The sequence below is a fragment of the Azospirillum sp. genome (genome assembly GCF_035627195.1).
GTDB lineage: Bacteria > Pseudomonadota > Alphaproteobacteria > Azospirillales > Azospirillaceae > Azospirillum.
The window spans coordinates 1-24,637 of record NZ_DASPMG010000244.1; the positions used below are offsets into that span (position 1 = coordinate 1).

General features: G+C 69.6%; 25 protein-coding genes. 12 read left to right on the forward strand and 13 right to left on the reverse strand.

Annotation, left to right across the window (positions count from 1 at the left end; translation table 11 throughout):
* Both VED21_RS22120 and pdeM read left to right on the forward strand, forming a co-directional pair.
* On the forward strand, nt 1-307 hold a 307-nt coding region (locus VED21_RS22120), incomplete at its 5' end, for a FliG C-terminal domain-containing protein (protein WP_324886087.1).
* Between the two features lies 1 nt (nt 308).
* Nucleotides 309-995: a ligase-associated DNA damage response endonuclease PdeM gene (pdeM, locus tag VED21_RS22125; RefSeq protein ID WP_324886089.1), complete on the forward strand. Its 687-nt coding sequence runs from the start codon at nt 309-311 to the stop codon at nt 993-995.
* A 40-nt stretch (nt 996-1,035) separates the two neighbouring features.
* Here the strand turns inward: pdeM and VED21_RS22130 are convergent, their stop codons facing one another.
* Complete coding sequence (locus tag VED21_RS22130) at nt 1,036-1,524, reverse strand: fasciclin domain-containing protein (protein ID WP_324886091.1); 489 nt, start codon at nt 1,522-1,524, stop codon at nt 1,036-1,038.
* A 322-nt stretch (nt 1,525-1,846) separates the two neighbouring features.
* Between VED21_RS22130 and VED21_RS22135 the strand changes: the two genes are divergently transcribed.
* The 4 genes from VED21_RS22135 (at nt 1,847) to VED21_RS22150 (ending at nt 7,137) form a co-directional block, all read left to right on the forward strand.
* Nucleotides 1,847-3,313 carry a deoxyribodipyrimidine photo-lyase gene (locus VED21_RS22135; protein ID WP_324886093.1) on the forward strand — a complete coding sequence of 489 codons (1,467 nt, stop codon included), beginning with the start codon at nt 1,847-1,849 and terminating at the stop codon, nt 3,311-3,313.
* A 108-nt stretch (nt 3,314-3,421) separates the two neighbouring features.
* The gene (locus tag VED21_RS22140; RefSeq protein ID WP_324886095.1) at nt 3,422-5,413 is read left to right on the forward strand and encodes a PhoX family phosphatase; all 1,992 of its coding nucleotides are present in this window, start codon (nt 3,422-3,424) and stop codon (nt 5,411-5,413) included.
* A 117-nt stretch (nt 5,414-5,530) separates the two neighbouring features.
* Nucleotides 5,531-6,004 carry a Fur family transcriptional regulator gene (locus VED21_RS22145; RefSeq protein WP_324886097.1) on the forward strand — a complete coding sequence of 158 codons (474 nt, stop codon included), beginning with the start codon at nt 5,531-5,533 and terminating at the stop codon, nt 6,002-6,004.
* A complete protein-coding gene (locus VED21_RS22150) occupies nt 6,001-7,137 on the forward strand; it encodes a GTP-binding protein (protein ID WP_324886099.1) in 1,137 nt (378 codons plus the stop codon). The genes VED21_RS22145 and VED21_RS22150 overlap by 4 nt, the downstream gene beginning before the upstream one ends.
* A gap of 23 nt (nt 7,138-7,160) precedes the next feature.
* Here the strand turns inward: VED21_RS22150 and VED21_RS22155 are convergent, their stop codons facing one another.
* The 5 genes from VED21_RS22155 to VED21_RS22175 form a co-directional block, all read right to left on the reverse strand.
* Entirely contained in the window at nt 7,161-7,655 is a 495-nt protein-coding gene (locus VED21_RS22155; protein ID WP_324886101.1) for a bacteriohemerythrin, read from the reverse strand.
* A gap of 91 nt (nt 7,656-7,746) precedes the next feature.
* Nucleotides 7,747-8,967, reverse strand: coding sequence for an HD-GYP domain-containing protein (locus VED21_RS22160; protein WP_324886103.1), 1,221 nt, complete (start codon nt 8,965-8,967; stop codon nt 7,747-7,749).
* Between the two features lie 236 nt (nt 8,968-9,203).
* Entirely contained in the window at nt 9,204-10,469 is a 1,266-nt protein-coding gene (locus VED21_RS22165) for an SLC13 family permease (protein ID WP_324886105.1), read from the reverse strand.
* Nucleotides 10,470-10,586: 117 nt separating this feature from the next.
* Nucleotides 10,587-11,420 carry an MBL fold metallo-hydrolase gene (locus VED21_RS22170; protein ID WP_324886107.1) on the reverse strand — a complete coding sequence of 278 codons (834 nt, stop codon included), beginning with the start codon at nt 11,418-11,420 and terminating at the stop codon, nt 10,587-10,589.
* A gap of 90 nt (nt 11,421-11,510) precedes the next feature.
* Complete coding sequence (locus VED21_RS22175) at nt 11,511-11,729, reverse strand: hypothetical protein (RefSeq protein WP_324886109.1); 219 nt, start codon at nt 11,727-11,729, stop codon at nt 11,511-11,513.
* A 162-nt stretch (nt 11,730-11,891) separates the two neighbouring features.
* On the opposite strand from VED21_RS22175, the gene VED21_RS22180 reads away from it, so the two are divergent.
* On the forward strand, nt 11,892-12,239 hold the full coding sequence (locus tag VED21_RS22180; protein WP_324886111.1) for a hypothetical protein: 348 nt from the start codon (nt 11,892-11,894) through the stop codon (nt 12,237-12,239).
* Between the two features lie 95 nt (nt 12,240-12,334).
* Here VED21_RS22180 and VED21_RS22185 read toward each other — a convergent pair whose 3' ends face one another.
* The 4 genes from VED21_RS22185 to pdxH form a co-directional block, all read right to left on the reverse strand.
* Nucleotides 12,335-12,505, reverse strand: coding sequence for a hypothetical protein (locus VED21_RS22185; RefSeq protein WP_324886113.1), 171 nt, complete (start codon nt 12,503-12,505; stop codon nt 12,335-12,337).
* Between the two features lie 149 nt (nt 12,506-12,654).
* Nucleotides 12,655-13,878, reverse strand: coding sequence for a methyl-accepting chemotaxis protein (locus VED21_RS22190; RefSeq protein ID WP_324886115.1), 1,224 nt, complete (start codon nt 13,876-13,878; stop codon nt 12,655-12,657).
* Nucleotides 13,879-14,263: 385 nt separating this feature from the next.
* Complete coding sequence (locus VED21_RS22195; RefSeq protein ID WP_324886117.1) at nt 14,264-15,181, reverse strand: cation diffusion facilitator family transporter; 918 nt, start codon at nt 15,179-15,181, stop codon at nt 14,264-14,266.
* A 36-nt stretch (nt 15,182-15,217) separates the two neighbouring features.
* Entirely contained in the window at nt 15,218-15,808 is a 591-nt protein-coding gene (pdxH, locus tag VED21_RS22200; protein ID WP_324886119.1) for a pyridoxamine 5'-phosphate oxidase, read from the reverse strand.
* A 149-nt stretch (nt 15,809-15,957) separates the two neighbouring features.
* Between pdxH and VED21_RS22205 the strand changes: the two genes are divergently transcribed.
* The 3 genes from VED21_RS22205 (at nt 15,958) to VED21_RS22215 (ending at nt 19,310) form a co-directional block, all read left to right on the forward strand.
* Nucleotides 15,958-16,425 carry an RT0821/Lpp0805 family surface protein gene (locus VED21_RS22205; protein ID WP_324886121.1) on the forward strand — a complete coding sequence of 156 codons (468 nt, stop codon included), beginning with the start codon at nt 15,958-15,960 and terminating at the stop codon, nt 16,423-16,425.
* A 78-nt stretch (nt 16,426-16,503) separates the two neighbouring features.
* On the forward strand, nt 16,504-17,460 hold the full coding sequence (locus tag VED21_RS22210) for a J domain-containing protein (protein WP_324886123.1): 957 nt from the start codon (nt 16,504-16,506) through the stop codon (nt 17,458-17,460).
* A 143-nt stretch (nt 17,461-17,603) separates the two neighbouring features.
* Complete coding sequence (locus VED21_RS22215; protein WP_324886125.1) at nt 17,604-19,310, forward strand: methyl-accepting chemotaxis protein; 1,707 nt, start codon at nt 17,604-17,606, stop codon at nt 19,308-19,310.
* A gap of 52 nt (nt 19,311-19,362) precedes the next feature.
* Here VED21_RS22215 and VED21_RS22220 read toward each other — a convergent pair whose 3' ends face one another.
* Together VED21_RS22220 and VED21_RS22225 are read right to left on the reverse strand one after the other, a co-directional pair.
* Nucleotides 19,363-19,932, reverse strand: coding sequence for a manganese efflux pump MntP family protein (locus VED21_RS22220; RefSeq protein WP_324886127.1), 570 nt, complete (start codon nt 19,930-19,932; stop codon nt 19,363-19,365).
* Nucleotides 19,933-20,070: 138 nt separating this feature from the next.
* Entirely contained in the window at nt 20,071-21,450 is a 1,380-nt protein-coding gene (locus tag VED21_RS22225; RefSeq protein ID WP_324886129.1) for a YihY family inner membrane protein, read from the reverse strand.
* Nucleotides 21,451-21,575: 125 nt separating this feature from the next.
* Between VED21_RS22225 and fabI the strand changes: the two genes are divergently transcribed.
* Together fabI and aroC are read left to right on the forward strand one after the other, a co-directional pair.
* On the forward strand, nt 21,576-22,424 hold the full coding sequence (fabI, locus tag VED21_RS22230) for an enoyl-ACP reductase FabI (protein WP_324886131.1): 849 nt from the start codon (nt 21,576-21,578) through the stop codon (nt 22,422-22,424).
* A 5-nt stretch (nt 22,425-22,429) separates the two neighbouring features.
* Entirely contained in the window at nt 22,430-23,506 is a 1,077-nt protein-coding gene (gene aroC, locus VED21_RS22235; protein WP_324886133.1) for a chorismate synthase, read from the forward strand.
* A gap of 9 nt (nt 23,507-23,515) precedes the next feature.
* Here aroC and VED21_RS22240 read toward each other — a convergent pair whose 3' ends face one another.
* Nucleotides 23,516-24,610, reverse strand: a complete 1,095-nt coding sequence (locus VED21_RS22240) for a response regulator (RefSeq protein WP_324886135.1) — start codon at nt 24,608-24,610, stop codon at nt 23,516-23,518.
* Nucleotides 24,611-24,637: the final 27 nt, after the last annotated feature.

Sequence of the window (24,637 nt, forward strand, 5' to 3'; positions counted from 1 at the left end):
GTTCACCTTCGAGGACCTGTCCAAGCTCGACCCGTCCGGCGTGCAGACGCTGCTGCGCAACGTCGACAAGGCCAAGCTGGCCACCGCGCTGAAGGGTGCGTCGGAGACGCTGAAGGACCTGTTCTTCTCCAACATGTCCGAACGCGCGGCCAAGATCCTGCGCGAGGACATGGCGGCCATGGGCCCGGTGCGCGTCAAGGACGTGGACGAGTCGCAGATGTACATGGTGCAGCTGGCCAAGGACCTGGCGGCGCGCGGCGAGATCGTCATCGCCGAAGGCGGCGGCGAGAACGAACTGATCTACTGACGTGTCCCCTCACCCGCCGATCCGCCTTGCCGGCATCGATCTGCACCCCGATCCCTCGGGCGCGCTGTTCTGGCCGGCCGAGGGCGTGCTGGCCGTCGCCGACCTCCACCTGGAGAAGGGCTCGGGCTTTGCCGCGCGCGGGCGGATGCTCCCACCCTACGACACCCGCGCCACGCTCGACCGGCTGGACGAGGCCATCACTCGGCTGCGGCCGCGCACCGTGCTGGCGCTGGGCGACAGCTTCCACGACCGGCGCGCAGCCGGCCGCATGGCAGAGGGCGACCGCACCCGGCTGCGGGCGCTGACGGCGGCCGTGTCCTGGGTGTGGATCACCGGCAACCACGACCCGGAACCGCCGGAAGGTCTGGGCGGCCAGGAAGCGCCGGAGATCCGGCTGGGGCCGCTGGTTTTCCGGCATGAGGCGGTGCCGGGCGATGCCGGCGAGGTGTCCGGCCACCTGCACCCGGCAGCCGCTGTCCTGGTGCCGGGCCGGCGGGTGCGCGAGCGCTGCTTCGCCAGCGACGGCGCCAAGCTGATCCTGCCGGCCTTCGGCGCCTTCGCCGGCGGGCTGAACGTGCTGGACCCGGCGATCAGCGGGCTACTGCGCGGCGACTTCGTGGTTCACATGATGCGAGCCGGCAAGCTCCTGCCCTTCCCGCGCCGCCGGCTTTCGCCCGATGGGGCATGAACGAAACCCGGAGGGCCGCGAAGCCCTCCGGGCAAACGGGTCAGTTCGGCATGATGACGCTGTCGATGACGTGGATGACGCCGTTCGACGCGACCACGTCGGCCTTCACGACCTTGGCGGCGTCCACCATGACGCCACCCTTGGTGGCGTCGATGTCTACGGTGGTGCCCTGCACGGTCTTGGGCTGCGCCATTTTTCCGGTCACATCGGCGGCCATGACCTTGCCCGGCACGACGTGGTAGGTGAGCAGGGCCTGCAGCTTGCCCTTGTTCTCGGGCTTCAGCAGGTCCTCCACCGTGCCCTTGGGCAGCTTGGCGAAGGCGGCGTCGGTGGGCGCGAAGACCGTGTACGGCCCCGGCCCCTTCAGCGTGTCGACCAGCCCGGCCGCCTTCACGGCCGCGACCAGAGTGTTGAATTGCCCGGCCGAGGCCGCGGTGTCGACGATGTCAGCGGCCTTGGCGGCATGCGCGGCAAACGCCAGAGGCAGCGCGACGGCGGCAGTCTTGGCCAGCGCGATCAGACGAGACATGGTTTTTCCTCCGTTGGGGTGTCTCTCGAACCCTCCCGCTGGGGAGAGGCGCCGTCGGCCGCCCGGCGCCCGCTCCGCCCCAGGAGCGATGCAAGACCTAGCGGGGCCGGGCCGCCCGCCAAGGGTTTCGACTCGATATATATTTTTTATCGATCGGTGATCCGCGAGAAGAACCGCGGCGTAGAACATGCGCTCTCTATGCCTTTGGCCCTATGCCTCGGGCATTCAAGGGGCCGTTGTTTCGCATCTCCGGCATGGTTGTTTGCTGTGAAAAATACTCGCTCGCAAATCTTCATCGCCGGCCTTTGGAGAACTTGACTGCATGCCGGATTTTTTGTTACCCGACTCGGCTCCGATCATTGTCTGGTTTCGCGAAGACCTGCGGCTGACCGACAATCCGGCGCTTGCCGCGGCTGCCGCCTCGGGCAACCCGGTCCTGCCCCTCTACGTCTGGGAGGACGACCCCGCCGACCCCTTCCCGCCCGGCGGGGCGGCGCGCTGGTGGCTGCACCACAGCCTGCGCCGGCTGTCCGACGCGCTCGACCATCTGGGGGCACCGCTCCTCCTGCGCCGTGGCGATCCGCTGCGCGTGATCGCGGATCTGGCGGCGGAGACCGGGGCCGGCGCGGTGCTATGGAACCGCCGCTACGCCACCGCCGGCCGCGTGCGCGACACCCGCATCAAGGAAACCCTGCGCAGCCGCGGCCTGCGGGCGGAGAGCTTCAACGCCGCCCTCCTGTTCGAGCCGTGGACAGTGCGCACCAAGGCCGGCCAGCCGTTCCGCGTGTTCACGCCCTTCTGGCGCGCCTGCTTGGCGATGACGGAGCCGCCTGCCCCCACCCCGGCACCGGCCCGCCTCACTGCCTTCCCCCGTCCGCTGCCTGGGTCGTCGCTGGCGGACTGGCACCTTCTGCCCACCGGCCCCGACTGGGCCGGCGGCCTGCGCGAAACGTGGCAACCCGGCGAGGACGGCGCGCGCGAACGGCTGGCGGAGTTCCTGGTCACCACCGCTGCCGGCTACAAGGCCAACCGCGACCGCCCCGGCATGGAGGGCACATCGCGGCTGTCGCCGCACCTGCGCTGGGGCGAGATCGGCCCGCGGCAGGCTTGGCACGCCGCGCGGATGACGGCGCACGCCCATCCGGAAGCGGCCGCCGGCATTGAGGCCTTCCTGCGCGAACTCGGCTGGCGGGAGTTCTGCCACCACCTGCTGCACCACGAACCCGGCCTTGCCCACACGCCCATGGACGCCCGCTTCGCCGCCTTCCCCTGGCGCGACGACGAGGAGGGCCTGGGCGCCTGGCAACGCGGTCGGACCGGCTATCCCATCATCGACGCCGGCATGCGCCAACTCTGGCACACGGGGTGGATGCACAACCGTGTGCGCATGGTCACCGCCTCTTTCCTGGTGAAGGATCTGCTGATTCCCTGGCAGTCCGGCGCCCGCTGGTTCTGGGACACCCTGGTCGACGCCGATCCCGCCGACAATCCGGCCAACTGGCAGTGGGTGGCCGGCTGCGGCGCGGATGCCGCCCCCTTCTTCCGCGTCTTCAACCCGGTCTTGCAAGGCGAAACCTACGACCCGCGCGGCGCCTACGTCCGCCGCTGGGTTCCGGAACTGGCCGCCCTGCCCGACGCCTGGGTTCACAAGCCATGGGCAGCGCCCGTCAAGGTGCTGGCGCAGGCCGGCGTGCGGCTGGGTGAGACGTACCCGCATCCCATCCTCGACCACGCCGCTGCCCGCGACCGCGCGCTGGACGCGTTCCGGGCTCTGCCGGGACGGGATTAACGCGGCCTTCATGCGAGTGCAAAGAACGTGTCACGATCGCCCTCTATGGTCCCCACCAGCACGGGACGGCCCCGCGAACAGCCCCGCAAGGGGCACGAAGGAGGGATCATGAGCACCCAAGCCAAGGGCACCAGGTACCTGACCGCCGAAGCGGCCGAGGACGTCGGCAGCAACCCCACGGGCAACCCGACGCTGGGCGACGTCCTCAACGCCCGCTACGGCCGCCGTGGCGTGATGCGCGGCATGCTGGCGGCCACCGCCGCCGGTGCCCTGCTGGGACCCGGCCTGCTGGCGTCCGGCCGCGAGGCCGCCGCCGGCCCCATGCCCGCGTTCACCTTCACCGAGATCGAGCACGGCGTGGACGAGACCCACCATGTCGCCCCCGGCTACGAGGCCAAGGTGCTGATCCGCTGGGGCGATCCGGTGTTGCCCGGCGCGCCGGCCTTCGATCCCATGAAGCAGACCGCCGCCGCCCAGGCCACGCAGTTCGGCTACAACAACGACTTCGTCGGCTTCGCGCCGCTGCCGCCCGGCTCCGCCGGCGCCGACCACGGCCTGCTGTGCGTGAACCACGAGTACACCGACGAGGAGGTTATGTTTCCCGGTGTGGGCGAGGAGCAGCAGAAGGCCAAGTTCACCCGCATGACCAGGGACCTCGTCGACATCGAGATCGCCGCGCACGGCGGCTCGGTCGTCGAGGTGCGCAAGGTGGGCGGCTCCTGGACCTACGATCCGAACTCCCGCTACAACCGCCGCATCACCGGCGAGACGGAGTGCGTGCTGACCGGCCCGGCGGCCGGCCACGACCTGCTGAAGACCTCCGGCGACCCGACCGGCACCCGGGTGCGCGGCATGTTGAACAACTGCGCCGGCGGCATGACGCCATGGGGCACCTGGCTTTCGGCGGAGGAGAACGTCAACGGCTACTTCTGGGGCAAGCTGGACGATGCCGACCCGCGCGCCAAGGCGCTGAAGCGCTACGGCATCCCCGGCAACTGGTACAACTGGGGCCAGCACCACGACCGCTTCGACGTCGCCAAGGAACCGAACGAGTCCAACCGCTTCGGCTGGATCGTCGAGATCGACCCGTACGACCCCGCATCGGTGCCGAAGAAGCGCACGGCGCTCGGCCGCTTCAAGCACGAGGCCTGCTCGCTCTCCGTCGGCAAGGACGGCACCGTGGTCGCCTACACCGGCGACGACGAGCGCTTCGACTATGTCTACAAGTTCGTGGCGGCGAAGAAGTTCGACCCGGCCAACCGCGGCGCCAACATGGACCTGCTGGACGAGGGCACGCTGTACGTCGCCAAGTTCAACGCCGACGGCTCGGTCGCGTGGCTGCCGCTGGTGCACGGCCAGGGGCCGCTGACCGCGGACAAGGGCTTCCCCGACCAGGCCACCGTGCTGATCCACGCCCGCCTCGCCGCCGACGCGCTGGGGGCGACGAAGATGGACCGGCCGGAGGACATCGAGGTCAACCCGAAGACCGGCAAGGTCTACGTCATGCTGACCAACAACAACAAGCGCACGGCCGACCAAGTGGACGCCGCCAACCCGCGCGAGGCCAACAACTGGGGCCATATCGTCGAGCTGACGCCGCCGGATGGCGATCACGCCGCCGCCAAGTTCGGCTGGCAGATGCTGCTGCGCGCCGGCACGCCGGAGGTGGGCGGGCAGTTCCACGCCGCCACCAGCAAGAACGGCACGTTCGCCTGCCCGGACAACTGCGCCGTCGACAACGCCGGCCGGCTGTGGGTGACCACCGACCAGGGCGAGAACTGGAAGAAGGCATCGGGCACCGCCGACGGCGTGTGGGCAGTGGAGACCGAAGGCGACCTGCGCGGCCTGTCGAAGATGTTCTTCCGCGTGCCCGTGGGGGCGGAGATGTGCGGCCCCTGCTTCACGCCGGACGACCGCACGCTGTTCGTCGCCGTGCAGCACCCGGCCACCGACGGCGTCGACCAGTGGGACAAGTTCAAGGGCAAGCTGTCGAGCTTCGAGGACCCGGCCACCCGCTGGCCGGACTTCAAGCCGGACATGCCGCCCCGCCCCTCGGTGGTCGCCATCACCAAGGCGGACGGCGGCATCGTCGGGACCTGAGGACGCGTGATGCGCGCATGGAAGGGGCGGCCGGTGGGCCGCCCCTTTTCGCGTTCTGGGAAACAACCGTGCGTTGGAGGTTTCCGTCCCCGGTCGCCAGTGTTATATCGTAACATCATGACACTGGCCGACCACGATCACGACACCTGCATCGCCGACGCGCTGACCCGCGCCGACGCGCTGTGCGCGGCGCGCGGGGCGCGGCTGACGTCGCTGCGGCGGCGGGTGCTGGAACTGGTGTGGACCAGCCACAAGCCGCGCGGCGCCTACGCCATCCTCGACGACCTCAGCCACCAGGGCGGCAAGCCGGCGGCGCCGTTGACCGTTTACCGCGCGCTGGAGTTCCTGGTCGACCAGGGGCTCGTCCACCGCATCGAGAGCCTCAACGCCTACGTCGGCTGCACCACGCCGGGCGGTGCCCACACCGGGCAGTTCCTGGTGTGCGAGGGCTGCGGCACGGCGGTGGAGATCGACGACCCGTCCATCCGTGACGCCATCCAGGCGGGGGCCGCGGCGCGCGGCTTCCGCGTCCGCCGCCCGACCGTCGAGGTGCGCGGCCTGTGTTCCGATTGCCAGGAGAAAGCCCCGTGAGCGACACCGCTTCCACCCAACGGTTCCCCGTGTCCGTGCTGACCGGCTTCCTCGGCTCCGGCAAGACGACGCTGCTCCAGCACCTGCTGCGCCATCCGGGCATGGCCCGCACCGCCGTGGTGATCAACGAGTTCGGCGAGGTCGGGCTGGACCACCTGCTGGTCGCCAAGGCCACCGAGAACATGCTGGTGCTGGACAGCGGCTGCGTGTGCTGCACCGTGCGCGGCGACCTCGTCGACACGCTGAAGGACCTGTTCCTCAAGCGCGTGCGCGGCGAGATCCCGGAGTTCGACCGCGTCATCGTCGAGACGACCGGGCTGGCCGACCCCGCGCCCATCATCCACACCCTGATGTCCGACCCGCTGCTGGCGGCGCGGTTCCGCCTGGACGGCGTCGTCGCCACGGTGGACGCGGTGCACGGCGCCGGCCAACTCGACCAGCATCCGGAGAGCGTGAAGCAGGCGGCCGTCGCCGACCGCATCGTGCTGACCAAGACCGACGCCGCCACGCCCAACACGACGCTGGCGCTGTGCAAGCGCCTGGCCGCCCTCAACCCGGCGGCGCCGGTGATCCCCGCCGCCTTCGGCGCCGTCGACCCGGCCACGCTGTTCGACGCCGGCCTGTACAATCCGGAGACCAAGAGCCCGGACGTCGCCCGCTGGCTGAAGGAAGAGGCCTACCGCAGCGAAGGGCACGGCCACCACCACCACGACCATGACCATCATGACCATGGGCACGACCATGGGCCGGAGTGCGGCCCGGACTGCGGCCATGACCATGGCGAGCATGGCCACGATGCCAACCGCCACGACGACCACATCCGCGCCTTCTGCATGATCGTCGATCAGCCGATCCCGTGGGACCGCTTCGTCGACTTCATGGAGGCGCTGATCACCGTGCGCGGGCCGGACATCCTGCGCATCAAGGGCATCCTGAATGTCGTCGAGACCGACATGCCCGTCGTGGTGCACGGCGTGCAGCACATGTTCCACCCGCCCGTCCGGCTGGAGGAATGGCCCAGCGACGACCGCCGCTCCAAGCTGGTGTTCATCACCCGCGAGGTCGGGCAGGAGCTGATCGAGGATATGTTCAAGGGCTTCGTGCGCGGCGAGCCGGACGCGAAGCCGGCGTAAACGGCGCCGGGCCGGCGCCCCCCTTAAACCGGGATATCCGCGAACACGCGGCCGGAGGGGGCGTCGGCCGGGGCGCAGGGGTTCTGGTCGGTGCCGTTCAGCCAGCGGGCGAACTTCCGGTCGGACGAGTTGATGTGCAGCATCAGCCACTGCGGCAGGAATTCGGCCAGGTACTCGCAGATGCCCTCCTCCGGCACGGTGCCGGTGGTGAAGGCGTGGATCTGCTGGCGCGCCAGGTCGTGCTGCACCATGTGGTCGTCGATGAACGGGTAGCCCGTCTCCTGCATCAGCGCCGTTTCGTGGGCGAAGTGCTTTTCGGTGTACATGACGGCGGCGGCCAGGGTGTCGTAGACCTCCTCGCGCGAGCGGCCTTCGACCACGGCCATCTGGAACCGGTGGACGAGGTCGATCCACTCCTTGTGCTGGGCGTCGATCTCGTCGACCCCCAGGGACAGGTCGTCGTTCCAGACGAGTTCGTGGTAGTCCACACCCTTGGCCATGGTCTGCCGCCGCTTCATCCCAATGTCATATCGCGAACGGTTAGCATACGGAACCGCACACCGCACGGGCGTTCCACGCAGTGCAGCAATTCGACGCAGTATGGTGCACCTAGGCGGGTGTCGGCTCTTCGTCCTTCAACTCCTCCCAGATGCGGGCGAACTCCTCGTGGTGCTGGGCGAACAGCGCCAGCAGGCGCGGGTCGAAGTGGCGGGCGGGGTCGATGCGGTCGTCCCCGCGGGTCATGATCGCCAGCGCCTCGGCGTGGCTGAAGCCGCGCTTGTAGGGGCGCACGCTGCGCAGCGCGTCGTAGCAGTCGGCGATGGCCACGATGCGCGCGGACAGCGGGATCTCCTCCCCCTTGCGGCCGTCGGGGTAGCCGGTGCCGGCCCACTGTTCGTGGTGGCAGAGCGCGATCTCCGCGGCCATGCGCAGCCGGTCGGAGGTGTTGAGGATCTCCCAGCCGTAGACCGGGTGGCGGCGCATCTCCGCCAGTTCCTGCGGGTCGAGGCGGCCCTTCTTGTGCAGCACCGCCTGATCCACGCTCATCTTGCCGACGTCGTGCAGGGCGGCGGAATAGCGGATCTCGTCGCAGAACGCCTTGCGGCAGCCGGCCCGCCGGGCCAGGGCGTAGGCGTATTCGTTGACGCGCAGGATGTGGTTGCCGGTGTCCTCGTCATGGATCTCGGCGGCGCGGGCGAGGAGCCGGACCGACGCCATGAAGGCCTGCTCCGTCTCCGCGTTCAGGGCGGCGATGGTCTGGCGCTGCTGGCGCAGGCGGCGGTTGCTCTCGGCCAGGGTCTCGACCATCACCGCCCGCTCCAGCGTGCGGCCGACGATGTGGTTGACCGGGGCGATCATCGCCTCGTGCTCGGGCAGGAAGGGCTTGACCGCGTCGCCGTCGCGGCGGTTGATCAGCTGCACCACCCCTTCGGGCTTGCTGTCGAAGCCCTTCAGCGCGAAGGCCAGGATGGAGCGGGTGCGGAAGCCCGTCTGCCGGTCGAAGGCCGGGTTGAAGCGGTAGGGGCGGTCGGGCGGGATGGCGTAGGCGTCGTCGACGAACACCGTCTCCCCCGTCAGCGCCACCGCCCCGGCGATGGAGGCGGTGTCGGCCGGGATCACGAAGCTGCCGCTGCTGGTGCGCACGGCGTCGTTCTGCACGCTGACCGCCTCCAGGTGCCGGGACCGGCCGCGGCCGCGCAGGATGAAGATGGTGCCGGCCTCCGCCCCGGTCAGCTCCCGGCATTTGTGCAGCACGCGCCGGCTCAGCTCCCGCACCGACGGGGTGCGGGTGGAATCGATGAATTCGAGGAACTGCTCGACGAGGCTCACGGGGCCGCTCCAGCGCCGGACGACAGCCCAAGCGTAGCGCAAGCCGGGCCGGCACTCCACTGCCGGGCCAATGCAACCGGATGCAACACCATGCAACGGATTCGGCATGGTGTTGCATTCGCCCATACCCTTCGTTTTTCGCGCAAGGTTTTTCGCGTAAGGGCGCACGGTGCGGCCATTGTCGCACCAACCATCGCACACGCCAGGATCTTTGTCAAAGAAGAGGACAAAATGCCTCAGGCCAGGGCCATCCAGCCGGTGGCCCACAGCCAGAGGACGGCCGCCGCCATGGACAGCAGGGTCATCGGCACGCCGCAGCGCGCGTGCTCCAGGAAGCCCAGGCGCACGCCGGCCTGGGCGGCGCGCTCCACGACGATGATGTTGCACAGGCTGCCGGTCAGCATCAGGTTGCCGGCCAGCGTGGACAGCAGCGCCAGCCCGTAGAGGGCGCCTTCCGGCGGCTGCGCCCAGGCCTTGAGCAGCAGCACGACCGCCGGCACGTTGCCGATGGTGTTGCTGGCCAGGAGCGCCAGCGGCGTCAGCACCGCCAGCCGGTCCGGCCACCAGCCGGCAGCCGACAGGCGGGCCACCATCTCCGCCGGGATGCCGGTGAGGCCCAGCGCGTGGTTGACGGCGAACAGGCAGGCGAACAGCACCAGCAGGTGCCAGTCGACCATGCCCAGCATGCCGCGCGTCGCCAGCCGCCGGCTGACCAGCATGGCGCCGGCCACGATCAGCACGCCGACGTCCTGCCGCACGGGCGAGGCGAACAGCGCCAGCAGCACCACCGTCGCCACCACCGCCTTGCGCAGCTGCCAGCGGTCGACCTCCACCGCCGGCCCCTCCACCGCCGGACTGGCGGTGTCCGGCGCCGCGCCTGCCCGTTCCAGCCGGCCGCGCCACACCCACAGGACGACGGCGTAGACGGCGGCCAGCCCGAGCAGCGCCGGCACGCCGCACACGGCCAGGAATCGCCAGAAGTCCAGCCCGCCGGATTGCGCGATCAGGATGTTCTGCGGGTTGCCGATCACCGTGGCGGCGGAACCGGCGTTGGCGGCCCCGGCCAGGGCGATCAGGTACGGCCGCGGGTCGAGCCCGCGTGCCTGCAGCCCCAGGCACAGCATCGGCGTCATGGCGAAGACCACCACGTCGTTGGCCAGCACGGCCGACAGCGCCCCGCCCACCGCCACCGTCACCGCCAGCAGCCGTTCCGGCGAGCGCGCACCCTGGGCCATGCCACCCTGGGCGATGCGCAGCGCGCACCAGTCGTAGAAGCCGCTGGCCGCGTACTGCGCCGACAGGATCATCAGGCCGAACAGGATGAACAGCGTCGGGAAGTCGATGGCCGCGACCACCTGCCCCTCGTCCAGCGCGCCGAGGCCGAGCAGCGCGATGGTGGCGACCAGCGCGATGCCCGTGCGGTCGATGGCGAGGCCGGGAAAGCGCCCCAGCGCCATGCCCAGGTAGGTGGCGGTGAACAGCGCGACGACGGTGGCGGTCATGGAGGGGGAGGAAGCCGCGTAGGTTGGGTTCAGGCGGAGCCGAAAACCCGACGTGTCTGCCGTGCCGACAATGTTGGGTTTTCGCTGGCGCTCAACCCAACCTACGACACTCCCCCGCTACTCCGCCAGCAGGTCCAGGGTGGTGCCTTCGCGGGCGGCGAAGACGTGGCCGGGCCAGGCGGCCTGGGCCTCGGCCTCCAGGGCGGCCATGCCCGTGTCGTCGCGGTCGGGGTCGTGGTGGAACAGGGCCAAGCGCTTGACGCCGGCCGCGCGGCACAGCCGCACGCCTTCCGTCCAGGTCGAATGGCCCCAGCCGACGCGCTGCGCCCACTCCGCATCCGTGTAGGTGCTGTCGTAGAGCACGAGGTCGGCGCCGGCGATCAGGTCCAGGACGTTCCGGTCCGGCTGGCCCGGCACATGCTCCGTGTCCGTCACGTAGCAGACCGACTTGCCGGCGTATTCGACGCGGTAGCCGGTGGCGCCGTCCGGATGGTTCAGCGCGGCGGTGCGCACGCGCACGCCGTCTTCCAGCGGGAAGGCGGTGCCCGCCGCCACCTCGACGAAGCTGAGGTCGCCGGCCAGGGTGGCGAGCGGGACCGGGAACAGCGGCTGTTCCATCTGGCGGGCCAGAACCGCCTCGATCCCCGGTGCGCCGTCGCGGTGGGCGGAGACGATGCGGAGCGCGAAGCCCGGCGTGTAGGCGGGGGCGAAGAACGGGAAGCCGGCGATGTGGTCGAGGTGGGTGTGGCTGAGCAGCAGCGTCGCCTTGCCATCCCCCGCGTCCAGCAGGCGGCGGCCGAGCGCGCGGATGCCGGTGCCGGCGTCCAGGATCAGGCGCTGGTCCCCGGCGCGCAGTTCCACACAGCTGGTGTTGCCGCCGAAGCCCATGTAGGACGCCATCGGGCACGGCACCGTGCCCCGCACGCCCCAGAAGGTGAGAGTGAAGCCCATGCGCCCGCCCGATGCCGCACGCGCGGCGTAAAGACGCGGCATATTAGCACACATACGGCCAGTTGCAGTGACGATCGTCACATGCGGCGGTCAGTGCTGCCCCATGATGTCGAAGACGCGGCGTTCGCAGCCGGCGCGGTGTTCGCAGGCACTGCACGCTAGATGGGCGCAGCCGCGCTCGTCCCGGAAGCGGGCGAGTTGGCCCAGGATGGCCTGCTTCTGCTTGGCGGAGATGACGTCGGCCGTGACGACGCAGGCGGTTGCCGCGTCGATGATGTCTCCGTCCCCCTGATGCACGTCGTTCAGCATGGCATGCATTCCTTCTTCCCCAAAGGGATAGTCCCGCCGTGTTTCAGGGAAATGTCCGTGCTGTAACAATCGACAAAAAGGCAGACCCCGATATGCGGCGGATTACGACAAATTGTGTCGCCGCCTTTCCGCCGCCGACGATGCGTCCTATCCTTTCCGGTCATGTCCCTGAAGCCGGAAGACACCACCGAAGACGCACTCCGCGTCCTTGCGGACGCGGTTCACCGCGAGCGCGTGCCGGGCATCGTGGAGTTCCGGCTGCTGGAGCACGCGCTCGAAACGGCGACGGTGACGCCGACGGCCGAGAACCTTGCGCTGGCCGCGGCGGCCTTCGACGCGCTGGACCATGATTTCCGCCAGCGCATCATCGACCGGGCGCACGGCCTTGCCCACGCGGTGGCGGACCAGCGCCGCACCACGACGAAGCCGGACCCGGGCCGGCCGGCGCGCAGCCCGCAGGGGCTGGCATCGCCGCTCCTCGCCGCGCTCAACCAGGGGCGCAGGCGATAGGCGGTAGGCGGTCAGGACCCAGCCGAAGGCTGGGAGGGTGGGGGCGAGGTGCTGGCGAGGATCAGCGGCGCATCGGCTGGCGGAAGCAGTACCGATCAATAAATCAGAGATTTAGAGATAGAGAGATTTTGAGGATCTTGCGTCAGCATCGGCTTCACGCACAGCCGCGGCGCGGCCGCGATCTCTTTGCCTCTGAATCTCTCAATCTCTGTTTTTTGATCAGCACCTTCGCCGTCAGCCTGGGCGCCGCTGATCCTCGGCAGCAACTTGCCCCCACCCTGCCCGCCTGCGGCGGGCTTCCACGGCCGCCCGCAAGTCGGGCGGCCGCGCTTCGCCTACGATCACCTTCGGTGCTCGTTGCCTGCGGCACCGGCTCCGCGCCCCCAGCAGGGCTGGGGGAGGGACTTTAATTATGTCACACCTTGTAGGCCACGCGCAGGCCGCCCCAGTGGCGGCCGCGGACCATCACGGGGGCCGAGACGTCCTTCATCAGGGCGTATTTGCCGCCGCCCATGTCGCGGCGGTAGGTCTGCAGCAGGAAGGGCTTGACGTTGCGGCCGGCGGACAGGCCGACGCGGTCGTTGAACATGCGGCGGTTGCGGCAGTTGGCGGCGTTCCACACCGGGTCCGGGCCCTGCGGCTGGCTGAATTTCCGGTTGTGGGTGGGCAGGAAGCCGTTGGTGTCCAGCGCCACGCAGAAGACGATGCGGTCGTTCTCCGCCAGCACCGGTTCCTGGATTCCCGGCAGGGTGCGGTCGAGGAAGTTGATGGCGCGGGTGGTGAACTGCTGCGGGTTGGAGCCGGGCACCGGCACGTAGGTCTGGTCGAACAGGTCGGACTCGTTGATCTCGCCGCGCGCCAGCGCGTCCTCGAAGGCGGCGGAGATCTTGGAGGCGGCCTGCTGGGCGGCGCGGATGTAGGGGGTGTCCACCGTCTCCACGTCCAACTCGGCGGTGATGCCGATCAGGCGCTCGCTCATGCCCAGGAGGTTGTTGATGCGGTCGCGCGCCTGGCCCAGGTTCTCGTTGGAGAGCTGGACGCCGACGGCGAGGTCGCCGATCTCGCGCTCCAGCTCCAGGCAGTTGTCGCCGATCTCGGCGGCGGCGTGGTCGATCTTGTCGGTCTCGCTGTTCAGCTCCGTCATGGCGCGGCCGACCGTGTCGATGACGGCGCCGATGGAGGCCGTGCCCTCGCTGACCGCGCGGGCCTTGCTGGCGGAGGCGGAGCTTTCGGTCATCAGGCGCTGCGCCTGCTCGTTCAGGTACTTCAGCGTCGCGTCGATCTCGGCGGTGGCTTCCGACGTCTTGGTGGACAGCGCCTTCACCTCGCCCGCCACGACGGCGAAGCCGCGCCCGGCCTCGCCCGCGCGCGCCGCCTCGATCGTCGCGTTCAGCGCCAGCAGGTTGGTCTGCTTGGCAATGGCGTAGATCTCCTTGGCGACCTTGCCGACGCGCTCCAGCGCCTCGCGCAGGCCGGCGATCTGGCCCTCCATGCCGCCGACGGCGGCGACCAGGGAGTGGATGTCGGACAGCGACCGCTGGACGCGGTCGTGCGACGTCTCCACCTCCTGCCGGGCGCGTTCGGTCACCGTGCGGGCGATCGACGAGGCCGCGGCAATATTGCGGGTGCTGGTGGTCATCTTCGCGCCGGTGTCCCGGAGTTGCGCGAAGACTTCCGCCTGTTTGTTGATGCGACCGCTCACGTCCTCAACATGGCCGGCTACGTCCGCGATCTCGATACCGAGGGTTCCCGCTTCCGCAGCAATATCGGCGATGAGGTACGTGCGGTTGCCGAACGTGCTATCCATTATCGTCCGCCGCTTGTTTTTTTGTGGTGGAGAAAAGGTTCACTCCCCGACTCAATTATTGCAACTTTCTTGCAAAATCGCAACATCGGACAGGCGTTCTATCCGGCACCCCGGACCAAAGTCGCACATAGGTTACGGCCTGTCGGCGGAAGGGATGAGTTCCTTTTGGTTGCAGCGCACCACCCGCCCCGTCCATCGGCGGGCACGACCAGTCCTGTTATGCACCCGCGATGCGATTGTCCAGCCGCTCGTCCACCAGACCGGCCGGCTCCTGGTGGATGATCACCTCGGCGGTGGGGAAGGCGGCGCGCAGCTCGTGCTCGACCGCGTCGGTGATATCGTGCGCCTGCACCACGTTGATGGTGGGATCCAGCTCCAGGTGCAGCTCGATGAAGACGCCGGTGCCGGTGGAGCGCGTGCGCAGGTCGTGCATGCCCTTGGCACCCGGGTGCGCGGCCACCAGGGCGGCGATGCGCGTCCGCTCCGTCTCCGGCAATTCGCGGTCCATCAGCACGTTCAGCGCTTCCCGGGCCACACCCCGCGCGCCGTGCAGCAGGAAGGCGGCGATGCCCAGGCCGAACAGCGGGTCGACGGCGCTCACCCCGGTCCAGGCGGTGAGCAGCAGCGCGGCGATGACGGCCGAGTTCATCAGCAGGTCGCCGGCGTAGTGCAGCCGGTCGGCGCCGATGGCGACGGAGCCGGTGCGCGCCACCACGTGGCGCTGGTAGGTGACCAGCCCGGCGGTCAGCACGATGGAGAGCACCATCACCGCGATGCCGATGGTGCCCTGCGTCACCGGCTGCGGCGTGATGACGCGGCGCACCGCCTCGATGGCCAGGAAGGCGGCCGAGCCGCCGATGAACGCCGCCTGGGCCAGCGCGGCCAGCGCCTCCGCCTTGCCGTGGCCGTAGCGGTGCGCGGAGTCGGCCGGGCGCAGGGCCTGCCGCACGGCCAGCAGCGTCACCACGGACGCCATCAGGTCGGTCGAGGAATCGATGAGCGAGGAGAGGATGCTCACCGATTCCGTCACCAGATAGGCGGCCAGCTTGGCGACGATCAGCGTCAGCGCCACGCCGACGCTGGCGTAGGTCGCCCGCTGCCGCAACCGGCCGCCGTCGGACGCCGGCGCCTCCATGGCCGTTCCCCCACTCTCGGATCGTTGGGCGGGGTTTTACGGGTACAGGCGCTGCGTCGTCCAGCCCTCGCCGGCGCGCAGGAACAGAATTCTCTCATGCAAGCGGAAGGGGCGGTCCTGCCAGAACTCGATGCGCTCGGGCAGGACGCGGAAGCCGGTCCAGTGCGGCGGGCGCGGCACGTGGCCGAGGGCGTGCTTGGCGGCGAACTGCGCCACGCGCTTCTCCAGCTCCCACCGGCCCTCCAGCGGGCGCGACTGCTGCGAGGCCCAGGCGCCGATGCGGCTCTCGCGCGGACGCGACTCGAAATAGGCGTCGGCCTCGGCGTCGGTCACCGTCTCCACCGCCCCCTCCACCCGCACCTGGCGGCGCAGCGACTTCCAGTGGAAGCACAGGGCGGCGTTGCGGTTGGCCAGCATCTGCTCGCCCTTGCGGCTTTCGGTGTTGGTGTAGAAGACGAAGCCGCGGGCGTCGCAGCCCTTCAGCAGGACCATGCGCACCGACGGCCGGCCCTCGGCGTCGGCGGTGGCCAGCGCCATGGCGTTGGGGTCGTTGGGCTCGCTCTTCTCGGCTTCGGCCATCCAGGCGGCGAAGGCCGCGTAGGGATCCCGTTCGTCAAGGTCGCTCATCTCTGCCGTCCTTCTCGCTGCCGGTTCTTCTTTGTCATTGGCCAATTCACACGGAGCATAGGTTAGCCTATACCAATGTCCATCGCGCCGTGGCCCCGCCGGACGATGGACGGGGGAAGACCGCGGGCAACCTGTCGAGGCAAGCATCGATGTTCGCTAAGAAGCTCATTCCCGTGATCGCGGCCGCCGCCCTGCTGGCCGGCTGCCAGACCGGCGGCACGAAGGAGACCGTCGGCACCGTCGGCGGCGCCATCGCCGGCGGCGTGATCGGTTCGCAGTTCGGCGGCGGCACCGGCAAGCTGGTGACCACCGGCGTGGGCACCCTGCTGGGCGCCTTCATCGGCCGTGAGATCGGCGGTTCGCTCGACAAGGCCGACCAGCAGTACGCCTCGCAGGCGGCCAGCCGCGCCTACGCCGCCCCGGTGGGCGAGCGCATCGCCTGGAACAACCCGCAGTCGGGCAACGCCGGCACCATCACCTCCACCCGCGACGGCTACGACAGCCGCGGCCATTACTGCCGGGAGTACCAGCAGACGGTGACCGTGAGCGGCCGGACGGAGCTGGCCTATGGAACCGCTTGCAAACAGCCCGACGGAACGTGGAAGATCGTGAACTGATTCCGACACTTCCGCCTTACCCCCGCCCCGCGGGGCGGGCGCTTTGCCCCGGCTGACGGGGCGGGGATTCGTCTGCACGTGGCCAACATCCGCGATCCGTATCACGTCCTCGGCGTCTCGCGCTCCGCCAGCGCCGAGGACATCAAGAAGGCGTATCGCAAGCTCGCCAAGGAACACCACCCCGACCTCAAGCCGGGGAACGCCGGCAACGAGGAGCGGTTCAAGGAGATCTCCGCCGCCTACTCGGTGCTGTCGGACCCGGAGAAGCGCGCCCGCTTCGACCGCGGGGAGATCGACGGCTCGGGCGCGGAACGGCACTCCGGCCACCGCTCCTATTCCTCCTCCTCGGCGCGCGGGCGCACGCACGCGCGCCATCAGGCGGAGGACCCCTTCGCCAAGTTCGACGGCAACGACGACTGGTTCTCCGACCTGTTCAGCGGCGGCCGGCGCAAGCGGCCGGAAAGCGGCGGGGCCGGCGGGGCCGGCGTCAAGGCCAAGGGCACGGACATCGCCTATTCCGTCACCGTGCCGTTCATCGAGGCGGCGGTGGGGTCGAAGCGGCGCATCAGCCTGTCCAGCGGCAAGAGCATCGACGTCGCCATCCCGCCAGGCACCGAGAACGAGCAGAAGCTGCGCCTGAAGGGCCAGGGCCTGCCCGGCCTGGGCGGCGCCCCGGCCGGAGACGCCATCGTCGAGGTGCACGTCGAGCCGCACCCGCACTTCACCCGCCAGGACGGCGACATCCATGTGGAGGTGCCAGTGACGCTGAACGAGGCGATCCTCGGCGCCACCATCCGCGTGCCCACCGTCAGCGGCCCGGTCGCCGTGAAGGTCCCCCCCGGCTCCAACACCGGCTCGGTCCTGCGCCTGCGCGGCAAGGGCGTGGTCAGCCAGAAGACCAAGCAGACCGGCGACCAGTACGTGAAACTGAAGGTCGTCCTGCCCGACCCGCCCGACGCCGAGCTGGTCCAGTTCATGGAGAAGTGGGCGGCGAAGCGCAGCTACGACGTGCGCAAGAAGGCCGGGCTGGAATAGCGCCGGCCCCACCCCTTTCTTCCTGGATATGCCCTTTTTGGTAGCGAAAGGGCGGAGGCAACAAACCTCCGTCTGATGGACTTACCTCGTCCGCGCCGTCATGTATCGACTCGCAACCAATCAAAAGCGCGCGAGGCGGTCCCATGCGGTTCAGCGACATCCGGATCCTGTACAAGGTGCTCACCGTCGTCGGCCTGATGGCGGCGATCATGGCGGTGATCAGCGTCATCAGCGTCAACGGCCTGAAGGAGCTTACGGAGGACACCCAGCTGGTCGAACAGGCCAGCGGCGAGGCGCTGACCGGCGCACGGGTCAACCAGAACGTCATCGCGCTGAACCGCGCCGAGTTCCGCGCCGCCGCCGACCCGTCGCCGGGCCAGCTCACCGAGGTGGAGACGGTCGTCCGCGAGCAGCGCCAGCAGCTGGAGGAGCGGCTGACGCAGCTGAAGGGCAGCGCCGACGGGCGCCAGATGGACCTGCTGCGCGGCGTCGACGCGGCCTACGCCGACTACCTCAAGGAACTCGCCGACACGCTGGCGGTGGCCAAGCGCAACGGCGCCCAGATCACCAACGACAAGGCCCGCCAGGAAATCGTCGATTCCGCGCTGGCGTCGCGCGCCGCCGCGACGAAGCTGCAGGAGGCGATGCGCGCCTACAACCAGTATTCCGACAAGAAGGCGGAGACCACCGTGCAGGCCGCCGACGACCACGCGCGGGAGATCCAGGCGCTGGTCATCGCCGTCGCCGTGGCCGGCATCCTGGGCGGCATCGCCGTGGGTTACCTGATCGCGCAGTTCGGCATCGGGCGGCCGGTGGCGGCGTCGGTGGACAGCCTGAAGCGGCTGGCCGACGGCGACACCACGGTCGCCATCCACGGCCTGGAGCGCAAGGACGAGATCGGCGCCATCGCCGGCACCATGCAGGTCTTCAAGGAGAACCTGATCCGCAACCACCGGATGGAGGAGGAGGCCAAGCTGGCCGAGCAGCGCGCCGCGGAAGAGAAGAAGCGCACGATGAACCAGCTGGCCGACCGCTTCGAAAGCTCGGTCAAGGGGGTGGTCGGCGCCGTGTCCTCCTCCGCCACGCAGCTCCAGGGCAACGCGCAGAGCATGTCGTCGGTCGCCGAGGAAACGACCCGGCAGGCCTCCGCCGTCGCCGCCGCCACCGAGCAGGCCTCGGCCAACGTGCAGACCGTCGCGGCCGCCGCCGAAGAGCTGGCCGGCTCGATCGCCGAGATCGCGCGCCAAGTCGAGGAGTCGGCCCGCATCACCCAGACCGCCGTCGAGGAGGCCGAGCGCACCAACACCATGGTCGAAGGGCTGGCCGACGCCGCGCAGAAGATCGGCACCGTCGTCCAGCTGATCAACGACATCGCCGGGCAGACCAACCTGCTGGCGCTGAACGCGACGATCGAGGCGGCGCGGGCCGGCGAGGCGGGCAAGGGCTTCGCCGTGGTGGCGAGCGAGGTGAAGTCGCTGGCCAACCAGACCGCCAAGGCGACCGAGGACATCTCCAGCCAGGTGATGGCGATCCAGAAGGAGACCATGGACGCGGTGGGCGCCATCCGCTCCATCGCCGAGACGGTGCAGAAGGTGAACCAGATCGCTACCGGCATCGCCTCGGCCGTCGAGGAGCAGACCGCCGCCACCGGCGAGATCTCCCGCAACGTGCAGCAGGCGGCGGTGGGCACGACGGAGGTCACCCGCAACATCAGCGGCGTCAACCAGGCGGCGCTGGAAGCCGGCGGGGCCGCCAACGAGGTGCTGCGCGCGGCGTCGGACCTGACCACACAGTCGGCGACGCTGGCCCGGCAGGTGGACGACTTCATCCGGACCATTCGGGCGGCGTGAGCTTGATACCCCCTCCCCCTGCCCCCTGCGGAGCAGGGGGAGGGAGAAAAGCTCACATCAGGGTGTGTTCGATGAGGATCTTGGCGCCGATGGCGATGAGGCCGAGGCCGCCGATGAGTTCGGCGCGCTTGCCGAACAGCGGCCCGGCGGCGCGGCCCATCAGCACGCCGCCCGACGCAAGGCCGAAGGTGACCAGCCCGATCAGCACGCAGATGCCGACGATGTCCACGTCCATCACCGCCAGCGTGACGCCCACCGCCGCCGCGTCGATCGACGTCGCCACCGCGGTGAGGAAGAGCTGGGCAAGGCCCTGGCGGCCGCAGGAGGCTTCGCCATCCTCGTCCGCGTCGTCGGAGAAGCTCTCCCACAGCATCTTGCCGCCGATGCCGAGCAACAGCAGGAAGGCGATCCAGTGGTCCACCGCCTCCACGTAGGCGGCGAAGGTCAGGCCCAGCGCGAAGCCCAGCATGGGCATGGCGAGTTGCACGCCGCCGAACATGATGCCGACGCGCAGCGCCTCCCACGCACCGGGGCGGCGCAGGACGGCGCCGGTGCCAAGGGCGGCGGCGAAGGAGTCCATCGACAGGCTGAAGGCGAGGACGAGCGCGGTCGCGAAACTCATGGATCAGGCCGCCGACGGTGGTGCATGCGACAGGACCGCCCGCGGCGGTTGGCGGACGGATAGCAGAACATGAACAGCTGTTCAAATGCTATTGCCGGCTCCCTTGATCCAGCGCAATGGGGTGGGGTTTGCGCCGGCCTACGGCTGGACCCGGCGCTCCCGGCTGGGGCGCAGCGGCACCGGGCCGGCCCCGGCGCCCGTGCTTTCGCCCACGCCCGCGCCCTCGCCGACGCCCTCATCGGACAGCAGCACCTTCAGCGGGATGCCCAGCATGTCCTGCTGGTTCTGCTCGGCGGCGTCGAGGATCTGCGAGGTGCGCTCCTGCCAGGGCAGCTCCAGCCCGCCCAGGCCCTTGACCGAACCGCGCAGGCCGATGCCCAGCGCCTTCATCAGGTCGAACAGCGTCGATTCCCCCAGGTCGCGGGTGATCACCCAGGAATCGCGCGTGGTGTGCGCCACCCAGTGCGCGTCACGCAGCTGCTCCAGGATGCCGTCGATCAGAATCGCGCCCACCGGCACCCGCCCGACGATGGTGCGGCGGCGCAGGCCCACACCCAGGCGGCTGGCGTCCATCAGCTCGTGCAGCACGGCGAGCGCCAGCCCCAGCCGCTGGGCCGGCAGCAGCCCTTCCGGCCCGCTGCGGGTGATGCGGCCGGCGCGCCATTCCGGCAGTGCCGCCGTGATGACCGCGCCGAACAGCACGGTGGACCACGCGATGTACAGCCAGAACAGGAAGATCGGCACGGTGGAAAGGGCACCGTAGATGGTCTGGTAGGCGGGATACTCGCGCATGTACCAGGCGAACAGCGCCTTCGACCCCTCCAGCATCAGCGAGCCGAAGACGCCGCCGCACAGGGCGTCCAGCAGGTCCACGGTGCGGTTGGGGATCACGAGGTAGAGCAGCGTGCAGCCGATCACCTGCAGGAAGAAGGGCAGCACGCCGGCGAACCCGGCCACGGGATCCGCCAGCTCCTCCAGGTGCACCAGCTGCAGCGCCGACCACAGGGAGCCGGACAGCGACAGGCTGGCCCCGGCGAACAGCGGCGTCAGCGACACGATGGCCCAGAACGACAGGATGCGGGTGACGAGCGAACGCGGCTCCTTGACGCGCCAGATGGCGGCGAACGAGCCCTCGATCGTCCAGATCAGCAGCACGGCCGACACCGCCAGCCCGATGACGCCGAAGATCGGCATCTGCCCGGCGTTGGCCATGAAGTGGCCAAGGTATTCCAGGATGGCGTCGCCGATCTGCGGCACGAGGTTGCGGAAGATCAGCTCCTGCACGCGGGTCTGCAGCGCGCTGAACGCCGGGAAGGCCGAGAAGATGGCGAAGCCGATGGTCATCATCGGCACGATGGCCAGCAGCGACGTGTAGGTCAGCGACGCCGCCGTCTGGAAGCAGTTGTCGTTGTAGAAGCGTAGCGCCGAATAGCTGATGAAGCCCCACACCTCCCGCGCCATCTGGATGAGGCGCGCCGGGCGGTAGCCGTCGCGCTTGTCCGCGGTGGGCGCCGTCATGCCAGTTCTCCCGCGGTGGTTGCCCGTCTGATGCCGCCCCGTCCGGTTTGACCGGGCGGGGGTTTCGTGTAGGATGCGCCGCACTTTTTCATGTATCGACGAACACCAAGGGAAACGAGGTCCGGATGTCGAACCCGAAGCCGCTCATGGAAGGCAAGCGCGGCCTGATCATGGGCGTCGCCAACGACCGCTCGATCGCCTGGGGCATCGCCCAGGCCGCCGCCCAGCACGGCGCCGAGCTGGCCTTCACCTACCAGGGCGACGCACTGCTGAAGCGCGTGAAGCCGCTCGCGGACTCGGTGGGCGCCAAGCTGGTGCTGCCGTGCGACGTCACCGACGAGGCGAGCATCGACGCCACCTTCGCGGCGATCGAAGCGGAATGGGGCAAGCTCGACTTCCTGGTCCATGCGATCGCGTTTTCCGACAAGAACGAGCTGGACGGCAAGTACCTCAACACCACGCGCGGCAATTTCCTCCGCACGATGGACATCTCCTGCTACTCGTTCACCGCGGTGAGCCAGCGGGCCGTGCCGCTGATGCGCGACGGCGGCAGCCTGCTCACGCTCTCCTACTACGGTGCCGAGCGCGTGATGCCGCACTACAACGTGATGGGCGTCGCCAAGGCGGCGCTGGAGGCGAGTGTACGCTATCTCGCCGTCGATCTGGGAGGCCAGAACATCCGCGTCAACGGGATTTCCGCCGGCCCCATCAAGACGCTGGCGGCCAGCGGCATCGGCGACTTCCGCTACATCCTGAAGTGGAACGAGTACAACGCACCGCTGAAGCGCAACGTCACCATCCAGGAGGTGGGCGGCTCCGCCCTGTTCCTGCTGAGCGACCTGGGTGCCGGCGTGACCGGCGAGATCATGCACGTCGACGCCGGCTACCACACCGTCGGCATGGTGGCGGTGGACGAGGCGCCGAAGGTGGCGCAGCTGCTGGCCAGCCTGGGCAACGGCGGCAAGGCGGAGTAAGGACGGTGGCCGGCAACAGCTTCGGGACCCTGTTCCGCTTCACCACCTGGGGCGAGAGCCACGGGCCGGCGATCGGCGTCGTGGTGGACGGCTGCCCGTCGCTGCTGCCGCTGACCGAGGCCGACATCCAACCCTGGCTGGACAAGCGCAAGCCGGGGCAGTCGCGCTTCACCACCCAACGGCGCGAGCCGGACGAGGTGAAGATCCTTTCCGGCGTGTTCGAGGGCAAGACCACCGGCACGCCGATCCAGCTGATGATCGAGAACACCGACCAGCGCTCCAAGGACTACTCGGAGATCGCGGCGAAGTTCCGGCCGGGCCACGCCGACTATGCCTACTGGCAGAAGTACGGCATCCGCGACTACCGCGGCGGCGGCCGATCCTCGGCGCGCGAGACGGCGTGCCGCGTGGCCGCCGGCGCCGTGGCCCGCCAGGTGCTGGGCGATCGGATCTCCATCCGCGGCGCGCTGGTGCAGGTCGGTCCGCACCGCATCGACCGCGCCAACTGGGACTGGGCGGAGGTGGACAACAACCCGTTCTTCTGCCCGGACGCCAAGGCGGCCGAGACCTGGACCGAGTACCTGGACGGCATCCGCAAGTCCGGTTCCTCCATCGGCGCGGTGGTGGAGGTGGTGGCGTCGGGCGTGCCGGTCGGGCTGGGCGACCCGCTGTACGACAAGCTGGACGCCGACCTGGCGCGGGCGCTGATGACCATCAACGCCGTGAAGGGCGTGGAGATCGGCGACGGCTTCGCCACCGCCGAGCTGACCGGCGAGCAGAACGCCGACGAAATGCGCCGCGGCCCGGACGGCGAGCCGGAGTTCCTGTCGAACCACGCCGGCGGCATCGTCGGCGGGATTTCCTCGGGGCAGGACATCGTGGTGCGCTTCGCGGTCAAGCCGACGTCGTCGATCCTGGTGCCGCGCCGCACCATCGACGTGGACGGCAACGACGCGGAGATCGTCACCAAGGGCCGCCACGACCCCTGCGTGGGCATCCGCGCCGTGCCGGTGGGCGAGGCCATGGTCGCCTGCGTGCTGGCGGACCACCTGCTGCGGACGAAGGCGTACGAGCGGCGCTGAGGCGCCGCCCTACTCCGCCGCCTTCTCCACCGCCTTGGCGTACTTGCGCTTGGCCACCTCCAGCGAGGCCAGGAGTTGCTGTCCCGTGGCGCCGCCGTCGCCGCTGACGCGGCCGTTCATCACGGCGCGGATGGCGTCCACGTGCGCCTTGTAGAGCCGCTGCTCGTTGGGCGTGACTGCCGTGGCGGCGTTGCGCGTCGCCTCGTACAGCGACTTGGCGATCAGGGTGATCAGCGGATAGCCGAAGATGCCGCCCTGCCCGCGCATCTCGTGCGCGGTGCGGTTCACCGCCGTCACCAGTTCGGCCACCTGCGCCGGGTCGACGCCGACCAGGCGGTCGACGTTGCGGCCCAGCGCGTCCACCTCCCCCGCGATCCAATTGCTGTAGTCGCCGGTGCGGCTCTGGATCTCCGCCTCCGCCGCCTCCAGCACGGCCGCCGGGATGGTGGGCACCGGGTCGCGCGGGTTCAGGCCGATCTTGGCGCCCAGGCGGTTGGGGAACTCGAAGTAAATGACCGGATAGCGGTCGATGCCGACGGCCTTGGAGCGGCTGTGCACGACCAGCACCTCCTCCGGCCGGGTCATGCGGCAGTCCATGTTGACCGGGCGGGTGGCGCGGCGGCGGTCGGGGCCGAAGTAGCCGTGCGCCAGCACGAAGCGGCGCGGCCGGGCGATGGACAGCAGCAGCCGCGCGCCCACCGTGCCGGCCGAGAACGGCTTGGCGATGAAGTCGTTGGCGCCCAGGTCGCGCGCCTGCTCCACGTACTGACGGTCGGCGGCGCCGGACAGCATCAGGACGGGCAGGAACTTGTCGGGCGATTTGGGGCTGGAGCGGATCCAGCGCAGCAGCATCAGCCCGTCCACGTCGGGCATGACGATGTCGGTGATGACCACGTCCACCGGCGCGGTGCCGGGCGGCAGGGCCGCCTTGCGCTCCTCGAAGAAGCGGATGGCTTCGGCCCCGCTGGCCACGGCGTGCACCGTGCCGACACCCAGCGAGCGCAGAGCGCCGGTCAGAACGGAGCGGATGAAGGCCCCGTCCTCCACCACCAGCACGGACAGCAGGCCGAACCGCGCCCAGCCTTTCCCCCCAGCCTCGCTCATGGAGCCTCGCTCATGGCGCCGACCGAA